Origin of the sequence: Peribacillus sp. NPDC101480 (assembly GCF_050277335.1) — a bacterium.
In the GTDB taxonomy this organism is placed as follows: Bacteria; Bacillota; Bacilli; order Bacillales; family DSM-1321; genus Peribacillus.
Genome location: NZ_JBNNSB010000002.1, coordinates 141,543 through 155,415, shown reverse-complemented (window position 1 = coordinate 155,415; position 13,873 = coordinate 141,543). Strand labels below are relative to the sequence as shown.

General features: G+C 40.2%; 11 protein-coding genes. 6 read left to right on the top strand and 5 right to left on the bottom strand.

What is annotated here, in order from left to right; translation table 11 throughout:
• Positions 1-267 precede the first annotated feature (267 nt).
• From ACQKMF_RS08350 to ACQKMF_RS08335, 4 genes are all read right to left on the bottom strand, one after another.
• Positions 268-819: a Rid family hydrolase gene (locus ACQKMF_RS08350; protein WP_427572579.1), complete on the bottom strand. Its 552-nt coding sequence runs from the start codon at positions 817-819 to the stop codon at positions 268-270.
• Positions 820-1,043: 224 nt separating this feature from the next.
• Positions 1,044-2,132: a Ger(x)C family spore germination protein gene (locus ACQKMF_RS08345; protein ID WP_427572577.1), complete on the bottom strand. Its 1,089-nt coding sequence runs from the start codon at positions 2,130-2,132 to the stop codon at positions 1,044-1,046.
• Positions 2,129-3,220, bottom strand: coding sequence for a GerAB/ArcD/ProY family transporter (locus ACQKMF_RS08340; protein WP_427572575.1), 1,092 nt, complete (start codon positions 3,218-3,220; stop codon positions 2,129-2,131). The genes ACQKMF_RS08345 and ACQKMF_RS08340 overlap by 4 nt, the downstream gene beginning before the upstream one ends.
• A gap of 18 nt (positions 3,221-3,238) precedes the next feature.
• A complete protein-coding gene (locus ACQKMF_RS08335; protein ID WP_427572573.1) occupies positions 3,239-4,765 on the bottom strand; it encodes a spore germination protein in 1,527 nt (508 codons plus the stop codon).
• A 208-nt stretch (positions 4,766-4,973) separates the two neighbouring features.
• Between ACQKMF_RS08335 and ACQKMF_RS08330 the strand changes: the two genes are divergently transcribed.
• From ACQKMF_RS08330 to ACQKMF_RS08320, 3 genes are read left to right on the top strand one after another with little or no spacing between them, the layout of a single operon-like run.
• A complete protein-coding gene (locus ACQKMF_RS08330) occupies positions 4,974-6,428 on the top strand; it encodes a spore germination protein (protein ID WP_427572571.1) in 1,455 nt (484 codons plus the stop codon).
• Complete coding sequence (locus tag ACQKMF_RS08325; RefSeq protein ID WP_427572569.1) at positions 6,400-7,494, top strand: GerAB/ArcD/ProY family transporter; 1,095 nt, start codon at positions 6,400-6,402, stop codon at positions 7,492-7,494. Before ACQKMF_RS08330 ends, ACQKMF_RS08325 begins: the two co-directional genes overlap by 29 nt.
• Positions 7,491-8,603, top strand: coding sequence for a Ger(x)C family spore germination protein (locus tag ACQKMF_RS08320; RefSeq protein ID WP_402942638.1), 1,113 nt, complete (start codon positions 7,491-7,493; stop codon positions 8,601-8,603). Before ACQKMF_RS08325 ends, ACQKMF_RS08320 begins: the two co-directional genes overlap by 4 nt.
• A 92-nt stretch (positions 8,604-8,695) precedes the next feature.
• On the opposite strand, the gene ACQKMF_RS08315 is transcribed toward ACQKMF_RS08320, so the two are convergent.
• Positions 8,696-10,144 carry a flavin monoamine oxidase family protein gene (locus ACQKMF_RS08315; RefSeq protein ID WP_427573174.1) on the bottom strand — a complete coding sequence of 483 codons (1,449 nt, stop codon included), beginning with the start codon at positions 10,142-10,144 and terminating at the stop codon, positions 8,696-8,698.
• Positions 10,145-10,508: 364 nt separating this feature from the next.
• Here ACQKMF_RS08315 and ACQKMF_RS08310 point away from each other — a divergent pair, with 364 nt between their 5' ends.
• The 3 genes from ACQKMF_RS08310 to ACQKMF_RS08300 are packed head-to-tail and all read left to right on the top strand — an operon-like array spanning position 10,509 to position 13,717.
• A complete protein-coding gene (locus ACQKMF_RS08310) occupies positions 10,509-11,870 on the top strand; it encodes a cytochrome ubiquinol oxidase subunit I (RefSeq protein WP_427572566.1) in 1,362 nt (453 codons plus the stop codon).
• Between the two features lie 16 nt (positions 11,871-11,886).
• Positions 11,887-12,933, top strand: coding sequence for a cytochrome d ubiquinol oxidase subunit II (locus ACQKMF_RS08305; RefSeq protein ID WP_249593703.1), 1,047 nt, complete (start codon positions 11,887-11,889; stop codon positions 12,931-12,933).
• Positions 12,934-12,961: 28 nt separating this feature from the next.
• Positions 12,962-13,717 carry a hypothetical protein gene (locus ACQKMF_RS08300; protein WP_101221967.1) on the top strand — a complete coding sequence of 252 codons (756 nt, stop codon included), beginning with the start codon at positions 12,962-12,964 and terminating at the stop codon, positions 13,715-13,717.
• The last annotated feature ends 156 nt before the right edge of the window (positions 13,718-13,873 follow it).

Sequence of the window (13,873 nt, the reverse complement as noted above, 5' to 3'; positions counted from 1 at the left end):
TTTTATAACAGCAAAATTTGAAGGTGAACTGGTTCTTCTCTCAGTTTGTAGACAAAAGGGGTTCTATCTGTATTTTTAAAAAAAGTTGATTGGAACGGAAGGTACGAGACTCCTGCGGGAAAAGCGAGTTTGCCCTACGTTCCAAACAACGTTCAAATTGTACAGTCTGTGAGACAGGAATAGCTTCCTGTCTCTTTTGGTATTCGAAGGTTTTCCGAAGTGCCTGGAACACCGATATGTTGAATCATGACCATACACAGCTAGCGCCTATTTATTTGACTTGCTGTTATTTTGATAGGCTACTTCTGCTTCAATCTCAATGAGGAAATCCGGCGAAACCAAACTTTCAACGCCTACTGTTGAACGAGCTGTTTTCACTGGATTTTCTTTTGTATTAAAGAACTGAGCATAGGCATCGAACCAACCTTGATAGTCTGGTGCATCTCCTTTGTTCGGATCTGGCGCGACATACACACGCAGAAAGGTTACATCAGCAAGGGAAAGTCCTTTTGTTTTCAGATCTGCTCCTAATCTCTCTAAAATTCCGATTGCCTGCTTTTCTGTATTGCCATACCTCTCATAAGTGGTTTTTCCATCCTTGTTTAAAAGAGGGGCTACTGTACCGCTAAACAATATCCGGTTATAACTTTGAGGTACAGCAACTGAACTGGAAATCTCAGAAGTTGGGGACCCAAAGAAGGTCACTTTATCCGATTTCAATTCATCTTTTTCGTTATCTGCGGAAGCAAAAGAGAATCCTGCGATTAAACTCACACTTAATACTGAGGCAGCGATGATCGATTTCATAGGTGTTTTCATAAAGTCACCTCCTGTTATTTATGTAACAACGATAGGTAAACGAATCTGATTCATTTTTGCTGCTATAGAAGGGACTTTACCTTCCTTTAATAATTCTGCAGGAATCCGGCTAACCATGTTTCAAATGCACCTGCCAGTCAACCAGTTACTTCGCTGTTCACAATTTGATTTGAAAGTAGTTTTCCAATCAGATGAAGAATATTAAATGGCCTATCGATATTTCATCATTCTGAGACCCCGGTTTGGATGATGTTAACTTTAGTTTCTATATTAATGTCCATCACCGGATAAATCTTTTTCCAATGTTCATAGGTCAGTTTTTTATTTTTGGCGTGATATTTTTCCTTAAGGCCAATCGGATCAAGGGATTTTTTCTGAAGATCTTTAATAAGTCGGTTTGCTTGCTTGGTTAAATCAGCTTCCATTTCCTTTTCAATTTTCTTTATCATCTTTCTATTGGTTAGGTTTTCACTGCGCATGGATTCCTTGATTTGTCCTTTAATTTTGATCTTAATCGTGATAGAGGGATTTCTCTCTGAGCTTGATACCTCATAACTTGAACCGCTTCGGATACTTTCCACTACGATATCGCTTTCTTTCTTATCTTTTAATTTGAATTTATATATTCCCCGCCTATGATGCTGAACTAATGTTTTGAAAATGAACATATCATCGGTTCGAACTTTCGTGACCATCTTATTTTCATGAAATAGGGCCACTCCAGAAACAGCAACTTCATCATTAATTAATTTAATTAAAGGAAGATACGAATCGCCGCCAGTTTCTAGAGCGTTTCCTAAAAAAAGATGGAGGTTAGTATCGGGTCCGTTCCCCGTTTCATTTTGTTGATTAATCAAATCCGATAAAAAGATTCCAATATTCACATTCGTATTTGGTGGTTTCGTATTTATGACATTCTTAACCTTTCCTTCAACGATGGCCAAAATGACCCTGTTTCCAAGTTGCGGCTCACGGTAGAGATAATCGGTCAGTTCTGTCATTCCGATTTCACGAACCATTTTCTCGCTGAATAAAATGATGCGTGTCTGTCCAAGCAATACCGGCTTATCCGCTTTTTTGGAAACGACAGCCTGAACATCACTCGTTGTCGTCGATGTTCCAGTTAAGGTTTGATATTTACCCATCTTGTCCTGCTGGAAGATAGGGATGACGAACATTCCTTCGACATGATCATTCTTCAGTATATCGTAGCCAATGGCTTGGGACATATTGACTTCATCTACCACCCTCGGCTGGGCGCAGCTGCAAAGGAGGGGAAGAGTCAAGATAACAAGAAATAATAATTTTCTCATATACGTTTCCTCATTTTCTTTATATAGATGATGACCAAAAGAAGAGGCAAGTATAAAGCAATAAAGAGTATGCCGTATGGATCGACTATTTTACGCAATATATATAGGGAATCGATATCAAAAACAAATATATTGGTTAGCAGGATAATAATCGATATCCCCCATAATGGATACTTTTGCTGAACATTGAATAAGCGTTTGAAACCTCGGCTTGCTGCCCAAAAGGCGATTGTCATGTTAGGTATAATAATGATGGCCCACCAAGAAACGTCTATATATTCAAATCGCTGGATAAAGGGCAATTCGACAATGCTGGTCATTGACAGCGTCGGCCATATAGTCAGTTCCAACTGTTTTTGTGAATAAAAAACAAGTGAAACCAAATAAACGAATATGGTAATTATGGTTGTTGTTAAGGCCCCTCCATGCGCATATTTTTGTGAAGTTTTGGCATCTTTGATGAACGGATAATACATAACTATCGTTTCAAAACCAAGCAGCGTTAATGAAGTGCTTCTGGCTCCTTTCAATATATCCAATAGAGTGTGGTGGAAAATAGGAAGCAAATTGGTGAATTCAGAGTATTTCATGGCATAGAATAGGACAAATAAAAGCCAGTATGTCAAAATGACGCTTAAAAAGGCAATACCCGTAATCGTTCGGAATCCTCCCGTATGAATATAATAAATCAAAACCAGGAAGACCACTGAAAACGCCCAGGATGGTACCTCTTCAAACATCCATACATGTATGACATTTATATAGCTAATCATGACAGTCATCCCAATGATCAAAAAGTAAAGAATGAATAATAGACTGAAGAAATTCCCTATCCATTTTCCAAATGCTTGATTATTTGCAGAAATGATATCCCCAGGAACGATACTGAAGATTTTATATATGACCCAAATCATTATATGGACGATCAGGCCGGCTAGCAGTATTGAAATCCAGCCATCCGTTCCCGTTGACTTCGCTAAAACTCTTTGAAAACTCAAAACTCCTACTCCTGTTTGCATGGAATGCACTAAAAAATACACATAGAACGGTGACACTTTATACTTTTCATTAACTCCAGCTTGGTTCATATAGGACCCTCGTTTAGATCATTCATTAAAATCATTTTTTTTGATTCTTGCTTTTTTGGGCTGTTGCTGTCTGGATATATCATCAGGACGTAAATTTACAGGCCGTGACTTGAAAAGATTAAAAGGAAGCCGAACAAAGCTGTCTTTCCAATCTTGCATGCGAAATGGGTATATCGGTTCGAGGTACGGGTGTCCCATTGACGTTAATTTGATAAGGTGGGTCATCAAAAACACGGCTGCTATGGTAATGCCCAGCAGTCCCCAAATTTGGGCCCCGATTAAGAAAGGGAACCGCAGCAGCCGAATGGCATTACCCATTTTATAAATGGGAGTAACAAATGATGCCAATGCCGAGAGGGCAACGATGATCAATAAGATATTACTGGTCAAACCAGCAACAACGGCTGCTTGACCGATAACGATACCGCCGACGATACCTAATGTCTGACCAACCTTTGTTGGCAGCCTGGCAGCCGCTTCCCGTAATAACTCAATGGAAATCTCCAGGAATAGTGCTTCAATCAATGGCTGAAAAGGTATTAAGTTCCTGGAAGTGACGATCGTTTCCAAAAGATCTTTAGGAATGAGTTCATAGTGATAGGTCAGCACGGCTACATAAATGGGAGTGGCAAATATCGAAAAAGCTACCGCGAATATCCTTAATAAACGAAATGCAGATGCGGGAATCCACGGCATATTATAATCTTCCATCGTGATAAAGTATTCCAACAAAATGGTTGGAGTAATAAGGGCAGAGGATGACCTATCGATCAACAGGGCCACTTTACCTTCAGCCAATGCACTTGCGATGCGATCAGGCCTTTCCGTATTTAGAAAAAGGGGAAACAAGGTATTTGAATTATCATAAAGCATTTGCGCGAGATAGGACCCGTCCAATATTTCATCAAACTCTACGTCGTTGATCCTTTGGATAACATTATCAACATTTTCCTGATCAACGATCCCTTCTATCGATAAAACTGCCACTTTCGTTTTAGACAAGTATCCCACAGTCATTTCACTTACTTGCAATCCAGGGATAGGAAGCCTTTTTCTGACTAAATTCAGATTGATATCAAGATCCTCAACAAATGCTTCTTGAGCACTTATGATTCCAAATTCAAGTTCAGGTTTCTCAACTTGTCTTCCTTGTTGGGCCGCAACATTGATTAATAGGCATTCATCAAGATTTCCATCTAAACGAAGTGCAATTTCGCCTCTCATGATCCTGTCTTCAATTACAACTCTGGTACTGGTGATCAGTGTATTTTCAATAGGAACGTTTTCTTTTATTTGCTCCAAATTTATCGTTTCCAGAGTCGGTATGACAGAAAGAACACTTTCGTGAAGTGCTTGTGCATCGATTAAAGAGCGATAAAAAGAGACCCAATAGCCTATGCCATTATATATTCCTTGATGGTTTATGAAATCATTGGATGAAGATAGGGTATTGAATAGGTCCCTTACTTCCGAAACTTTATTTAATTCTTCATTTTTTCCGTTTGGTTGATTTGGCTTTTTTTTGAACGTTCTGCGGTTAAACAATGTTGTCACCTCTGCACTAAAGCTTATAATCCTAGCATTTGCAATTTAATTACAAATTAACCATTTTGGATGCTAATGTCGCTCGCTATAGAAAGGGATATGATTAATAAAATGGTGTAAAAGCTGCCTCCATATCCTGTTCGCATAAAAAAAATGAAAATAGAGGAAACTGATACAATAAAACCCCATTTAACCAAAGGAGTTCTCCATGAAAAGTAAACCCTTGCATATAAAATTGGATCAAAAACAGGAAAAATTGAAATCTGAATTGAATATGCAGGCTGATGTAGTTTTTAAACAGGTATTCATTCCCGGTTATGAAGTTTCGGGATTATTTGTATTTGTCAATGGAACGATGGATTACCCTGCATTCAATGAGATAGTCCTGGATTTATCGGCTGCGCAAGTCGAAACATCGCACCCGGTTTCAATCGAACAGCTGTTCATTTCCAAAATCTGTTCTGTCAGGGAACAGGATGTTGAAACATATGAAAAAGCTATAGAGCATATTTTTGACGGGAAAACGCTTTTATTTATAGATGGAATTGTAAACGGTTATGTCTTGAATCTGGAAAAGGAAAAAACCCGTACACTGGGTGAACCTTCGACAGAGAGGGTTGTCCGTGGACCGAAGCTTGGTTTTATCGAAAGTCTTCAGGAAAATATCGGCTTGATAAGGCAATATTCAAACCATCCCAACCTTATCGTCAAACAACAGAAGTTCGGGACGATGGAAAAGCGGGAAGTGGCATTGATTTATTATGAAGGAAAAGCAAGCGATTCTTTGCTAAAAGAAGTGAATAAACGGATAAATGAAGTGAAAGCTACCGATCTCCAAGACACGGGGATGCTTGAGGAATTAATAGAAGATACATCATTTACCCCTTTCCCACAGATTCAGAATACGGAGCGTCCAGATAAAGTATTGGCTGCATTGCAGGAGGGAAGGGTGGTCATCATGGTTGACGGATCGCCATTTGCGTTGATGGCACCAACGACGATCACGATGCTGCTTCAGTCTCCTGATGATTATTATGAAAGATGGGTCGCAGGATCATTTTTACGTGTCCTTCGCTATTTATCTTTATTTGTTACCGTATTTCTTTCAGGGATTTATATTTCCCTGGTATCGTTCAACCCTGGAATGCTGCCGTCAGAACTGGCGATGACGATCGCGGGTACAAGGGAGAATGTGCCATTTCCGCCGTTTGTTGAAGCTATCATCATGGAAGTAACGATTGAACTGCTTCGCGAAGCAGGTATTCGGCTCCCATCGCCCATTGGTCAAACGGTTGGATTGGTTGGCGGAGTCATTATTGGACAAGCTGCCGTTCAAGCCAATATTGTAAGTTCCCTGATGGTCATAATCGTTTCGATCACGACGATTACCTCTTTTACGGTACCACAATATAGCTTTGGATTGGCGTTCAGGGCTTTAAGGTTTGGGGCGATGATTTTTGCCGCCGTTTTAGGTTTATACGGAACCACTTTATTCTTTATCATCGTTATTAGCCATTTGTCGAAATTGACGAGCTTTCAAGAACCTTATTTTCAACCAATGGATTTTATCGGTAAAAAGACCTGGAAGGATGCGTTCCTGCGGTTACCGAAGCGGAAAAATGGGGGGGATTCTTTTGAGCCAATCCGACGGCAAAATTCTTAGTGGCGAATTGGCCGCGATCATTTCTTGCAGCATGTTAGGGGTTGGAATGCTGACCCTTCCAAGAACCATAACGGAAAAAATCGATTCGACCGATGGATGGATCGTCTTGATTTTAAATGGGATCGCTATTGCCCTTTTGATATGCTTATTGGTTGTTCTGTTAAAAAAACATAAGGTCGCTAACTATTACACATACATGGAGGAGGCCTATGGAAAGTGGCTTTCCAAACTTATTGGATTGATCCTGGTCGTGTACTTTATAGGTGTGGCCAGCTTTGAAGTTCTTGCGATGAGTGAAATGGTCCGGTTTTATTTGTTGGAGGAAACCCCAGTTGAAATCGTGATACTTACCATGATTTTAGCGGGTGTGCATCTTTTGACAGGAAAAATTAAAGCGATAGCAAAGGCGTGTGTCTTCTTTCTTCCTTTGACAATAGTCATCGTCTTGCTCATTTATTTGTTCAGTCTCAGGGTAGTCGAGTTAAAAAACCTCCAGCCTGTTCTTGGAAAAGGATTTCTCCCTGTCATGAAAGGAATGGGCTCCGGAACTTTGTCTTTTTTTGGAATTGAACTTTTCATCTTTTTGTTTGGCGTCGTTAAAAATCAAAACAAAATAAAAAGTGGCGTTTTAATCGGTTTTTTCATACCGCTTATTTTATATGTGATTACATACGTATTGGTAGTGGCTACACTGACTGTCCCTGAAGTCAAAGCAGTTACGTGGCCAACCATTTCTTTTATTCAGTCCTATGAAGTAACTGGCATATTTTTGGAACGTATGGAGCTATTTCTCTTAATAACTTGGATTCTTCAGTTTTTTTTAACACATGCGATTTACTATTACTTCGCAGCAGAAGGACTGACGAAAATTTTTAACAATTCATATACGACTAATCTCATTGTACTGGTTCCCGTCGTTTTTTTTCTGGCCAAAATTCCTAAAAATACAATCGACATCTTTAAAATGAGCGATTTGCTGGGATATCTATTTCCCGTTATATTGATTGGCTTGCCCATTATTACATTCGTAATCGTTCAATTGAAAAGGAGTAGAAGAAGCGGATGAAAAGATTATGGTTGATCTTGCTTATTCCTTTACTTGCTGGCTGTTGGGACAGTGAAAATATTGAAGAATTATCCCTTGTCGTGGGAGTGGGAATCGATAAAAGCAAAAAGAAAGACGAAATCATGTTAACAGAGCAAATTCTGGTGCCTCCAGGAAATAGTGTTCAGGGGAATCAAGCTCAATTAAAATATAAAAATGTTTCCGTCAGTGCCAAAACGCTGCATGAAGCAATAAGGGATTCGTTACTCATAACCAATACGGTTTTAACCAATCATCAGCGTATCATCCTTATTAATGAAGATGTATTAAAGAAATTCCCTATGGAAGCGATCATTAATCAGTCGATACGTGATAATAATACAAGGAGAAGCTGTCATGTTTATTTAACAAAGAGACCGACGAAAGATATTTTGGGCCGTTCCGAAGATGGGGAGATCCCTTCGAATGTAATCTATGGATTGAAAGATAATGAGAACAGAACGAATAAGATACTTCCGCCTTTAACACTAGGTAAAGCATCCTCAAATTTGCAGTCAGATGGAAGCTTTGCCATTCAGGCCGTTGATATTAGGGGTGGGAAATTAATTTTGGAGGGTGCAGGGGTGATCAACAATTCAAAGTTGGTCGGGGTCATGAATGATGAAGATATAGCTGCATTAAATTGGTTAAACGGAGAGGTAAAGGGCGGAATAATCGAAGCTGTCCAACACGGTGAGCCTTTAAGTGTTGAAGTGATCAATAGGATAAGGAGGAAAATCACGACGGAATTGAACGGTGATCATTTGACGATCAATATTCAGGTCGGTTACACAGGAAGACTTTCGGAAGATTGGTACGGTAATGAAAACTCATTTAAGGAAGGCTATTTAAAAGATGTTGAGCGTGTTGCTGAGGATGAAGTGAAGAAAGATGTCGAGAAAATCGTATACAAATTACAGCATGATTATAAAACAGGGGTAGCAGGATTATATCGTTATGTGCAAAATCAGCATCCAAAGTATTGGGAGAAAAATAAGCAGAAATGGGACGAGGTTTTCAGTAAAGCTGATATTAATTATGAAGTGGACATAAGGATCGTAGACTTCGGTTCAAAAGGAGGGATAAAGTGAATGATTATAAGTAGAAAAACCTTCCAAACGGGAAGGTTTTTTGTCAATGGACTTAAATTATCGATCATTTATTATTCAAAGAAAAGGTCCATTCAAGGCTCACCGAACGTTCTTGGCAGATTCGTCACTTCATGTGCAACCCTGATGCCGGATTGAATGGCTCCTTCAATCCAAGCAGGTACGGTTGATGTATGCTCACCAGCGAAGTGGACCCTTCCTTCAGGGGTTGGGATGTATGGAAACAAGTCCGTTTCCTGACCAGGTTTAAACATGGAGAAAGCGCCGTAGGAATACTGATTCAGTGTCCAGCTATATGAAGCCCCTGATAAAAAATGATCATATACTTGTTTTCCATGAATCACTGCCAAATTTTTCAATGCGTGTTGTATACGATCTTTTTCTGGAAGGATATCCCATAAAGTGGCGTCATCTTCCCATGTATAACTTGCTAAGATGAGACCGGATTCACTCTGGTTGCTCGTTTGGCTGGGGTAATAAGAAAATCTAATAGGTAAATCTGTCGTCAATTTACCGCCGAAGATACCTTCCTTTTCCCAAAACCTATGCGTGAACTGGAGTCCAATTTTTGTGGAAGCGGCATAATGGAGTTCTCTTATTGCCTTCCACTTATTATGAGAAAAGGAATTCCGGGGTTCAATATCCATAAATTGCAACAATTGAAGAGGAATCGTCACGATGGCCAGGTCACCGGTAACCGTTAAGGGGTTTTGGCTTTGAGTATGTTTGGAATGGATGGTGACTTGATTATCATGTTGGATGATCTTTGTCACTTCATATCTGAAGTTAAGATTTTCCTTCAATTCCGGTAGAAAAGCATATGGAAGCCGGTCGTTTCCACCTTCGATTGCAAAAAAATTTACATCTGGATTAAAGAGCGGCATAAGCTCCCGTAGTATGGCCGGGAAAGATAGTTCCGGGAATCCTTCTAAACCCATCAGGACTTTGATGCTTTCAATTGCCCCTGTTGAAAGGCTGATTCCGACTGGATTGTACTGCAAAAAGAAGCTCATGGAATACTTATCAAACTCTTTAATGACTATTTCCCAATTTCTACGTGGGTTTTGAATGATAAAGTCAGTCACAGGCTTAATTGCCATGTTGAGCAATTCTTCAGCTGTTTTACCTCTTTCATGTGGAGCTACAGGGTACCTCAGTATATCCGGGTTCCGCTGATATATGGCAGCAGTCGTTTTGATTCCATTGGCATAAATGGGGTCATTAGGTGTCGCATTCACAAAAGTGTTGACTCGTAAACCATACTTCTTGATGTATTCAGCAACTAAGTAATGATAATTCGGAATGCGCATGGCACCGGCTTCAAGGTAGGAACCTTCTGAAAATGGCTCCCGTATGGTCAAAACACGCCCTCCGACCCTCCCGGTTGCTTCCAATATGATTACTTCGTGCCCCGCTTGTTTTAAAAGCGATGCTGCAACCAACCCAGACATGCCGGCACCAATGATAATGATCTTTTTGGGGATTGGAGAAGGCCCCAGGCCATTTCTGATAACAGCAAGCATTTGATCAGGGGATAGCGGATCTTTGAAAAAGGACAAAGTGTTTTTCTCCTCTCTTGTTACACTTTCTATATGGGATTTACGCTATCTTATTCCTATAGGGTCACCTTTTATGAAGAATCTTCAATAATTTGTCATCTAAATGCTTAGTGAAATTTTATTAGAGCATTGCTGAAATCCACCACATAATATATATACCAAAAATAACCTCGATAGAATATATTCTGAACATTCAACCAAAAACATCATTAAGGAAAAAGCTGACCTTCTGTAAAACCTATGAAAACTTAGTTTGTGGAATATTATTAAATATTTTCCTTTCTAGAGGAGATACTACCAAGAGACAAAGGTTAGAAAGGAAGACAGTATGGATCATATACAAATGGCCCGTGCGATGTTCGGGACGAATATGGCTGTACATATCATATTTGCAACGATCGGCGTCGGGTTGCCGATGATGATGTTGGCAGCGGAATTGATGTATCAAAGGACAAAGGATTTACAGTATGTCGTCATGGCTAAACGCTGGACGAAAACATTAGGGGTTCTGCTTGGGGTCGGCATTCCGACTGGTACGATTGCTGGTGTACAGCTGTCACTATTATGGCCTGGGTTCATGGAAGTGATTGGACGTGTCATGGCGCTTCCATTCCAGATCGAGATTTATGCATTCATGGTTGAAGCGCTGTTCATGTCAATCTACGTGTATGCTGCTGAAAAAATCAAGCCATGGGCCCGAATCGTGAGTTTATTCTTTGTTGCATTCGGAGCATTGGCTTCGGCTGTATTGATTTCGAATGTCCATGCTTTTGAGGGGACACCGGCTGGGTTCCGGTTTGAAAATGGGGAGATCGTCGATGTCGATCCTTGGGCGGCATTTTTCAACCCAAGTTTCTTGGTGACGGCGGGACATACGGCCCTGACTGCTTATACTACAGGCGCTTTTGTCGTAGCATCAGTTGCAGCCTATAAGATGCTAAAAAATAAATATGGCACTGCTGAATTTAACTTTCACCAAAAAGCACTGAGACTCAGTATTGTATTGGGTTTGGTTTTTTCTTTTTTGACTGCATTGAACGGTCATGCGACTACACAGCATTTATATAGGGAACAGCCGGAAAAACTGGCGGCGGCAGAAGGGTTGTTTGAAACACAGGACCATGCCGGACTTACCTTGTTTGGTTATACCGATAGGGAAGCACAGGAAGTGAAGTATGGGATTGAATTCCCATGGTTATTAAGCTTTCTATCTGGTAATAGCTTTGATACGGTCGTGACCGGTTTAAACGATTTTCCGGAAGAGTATTGGCCCCCGCTTTATGTCCATATCTTGTTCAACGCCATGGTCATCATTGGTTCAGGCTTAATCGCGTTGGCACTGTTTGGATTGGTATGGAATAAATGGCTGAAAAAGGAGACATATCCGAAATGCATTCTTTGGCTGTTTGTTGCGTCAGGGCCGCTTTCTGTGATTTCAATTGAATGCGGTTGGATTTTTGCCTGTACAGGCAGACAGCCATGGACGATATACAGGATGCTGACCACGGAGGATTCAGTCACTTCGTACGAAAACCTTGGATTTTTATTCACGATGTTCATTATTGTTTATATCATTTTATGCGTTTCTGTCGTGTTTACACTTTTGTATTATTTCAAACGTCATTCCGTGATGGATGATATATATAAGGCCGAACAGAAAGATGTAAGGCTTTTCGATTCGAATTCATAAAAGGGGGGGAAGGCGAATGAGTGATGCTCTTCTTGCAATAACACTGGTCTGGGGCTTTATTTTTCTTTATGCCATCATGGCCTCCATGGATTTCGGCGCTGGCTTCTGGGCAATGACTTACATTAAAAAGGAAGAAACGAATGCTACCAAGATCGCAAATAGCTATTTATCACCAACTTGGGAAGTGACTAATACTTTTGTCGTTGGTCTTGTCATTGCGATTTACAGTTTATTTCCAGGTGCAGTTTTCCCGATAGGGGTAGCCTTGATCGTTCCTGCAAGCCTGATACTTGTCCTGCTATGTATTAGGAGTGCTTTCTTGGTTTTCTCGCATAGCGTAGACAAATATGAAAAAGCGTTAACGTATATTTCAGGATTGACGGGATTGATCATACCCGGGCTATTAATCAGCGTATTGCCAATCACCCACCTTGGATTTGTTGAAGGTGTAAGAGGAAATGAAGAATTGAATCTATCTAAACTATTCACGAGTCCAAATGAGTATGCATTTGTGGGGTTCGGAATTATGAGCACGCTTTTTTTATCATCTTTGCTCCTGTCCGATTACTCAAAACAGGCCGATGAAATGAAAGCATACAAAATATATCGCAGAGATGCGATGATAACGGGCCCGCTTATGTTGGTCATGGCTTTGTTGGTTATGCTCACGTTAAGAAACGAAGCGAATTGGATTTACCAAGGAATGATGAAAAACTCTGGATTGTTATTCGTCTCGCTCATTTTTTTCATAATTAGCGGGATAGCACTGTACTTACCCTATTTTTCTAAGCAGGAGGTTAAAGGGATGCCTCGCCTCGCTGTAATAGCGATCATCATACAGTATTTAATCGGAAGCTATGTTTATGGTATCGCACATTTACCTTATATCATATATCCAAATGTCACGATTCTTTCAGGATTTACCGATCCAACCTCATTCCGGGCCGTGTTTGCCACTTATATCGTGGGCTTTGCGATATTAGTGCCAGGGTTCTATTATTTCTGGTCCATCTTCATGAAAGATCAGCGTCGAAAGTTCAAACGGCGACAAATGTCAAATTAGTTCATCTTTGAAAAGCGAGGTTATCACTATGAAAAAGTTAGATCTGCTAAAATATGCGGTTTTAGTCATCTCACTATTTTTGAGCTATCAAGCGGTTGAAGCCCATGATAAAAATTTTCAGGTAGATGGCACATATATTTCAACAAAAAGAGATGTAACAGGTGACCAGAAAATAGACATCATCCAGGTTCAGGGACTGCCATTTGAGGAAGGAAGCAAGTTTCTGAAGAAAATTGAGTTAAGTGTGGAAAGCAATCGCCGTACAATCAGCGTCCCGCTGGAAGCTGGGTATACTCCAGACCTAAAGGTGGCGGACTTGAATAATGATGGAGTCCAGGATGTATTGGTCACGGTTTTGATGGAAGGCAGAGAGCGGTTGATATCCAGTTACGCCTATACGTTCAAGGATGGAAAAGTGAAGGAACTGGAAGTCCCTCCATCCGTTCCCGTAATAGCACAATTTCTTGACGGATACAAAGCGGAAATCATTATCGAAGGTCAAAAGCCTGTGGTGATAGATGTCAGTTCCAGAAAACAAGCGTACGATGAATTAGGCATTTATCAAAATGGAAAACTAAATGAACCGACAGAGCTTTTGGTTGATCCATACTCCTCATTGGATCCCAAGACCGTTTTTGGAAAAGGAAAAGCACTTATGGGAGTCCAAAACGTAAAAGGTTCCGATGAACTTGTTCCGATTTTGAAGATTAAATCAGTATGGAAGTATGACAATGGATGGCAGCTTGTAAAAGCACAGGTTAAACCGGTCAAGGGTAGTGAATGACAATATGTATCGCATGCATTACTAAATAAAGTAGGTTGACAGCTCTTGGTTTTGAGGGCTGTTTTTTTATTGATAATTAAAAATTGACAATTTTTAAATATTTGGTAAAATCTAAATAAATCCAGTTAACTACATAACCACATCTTCTTTATGTCG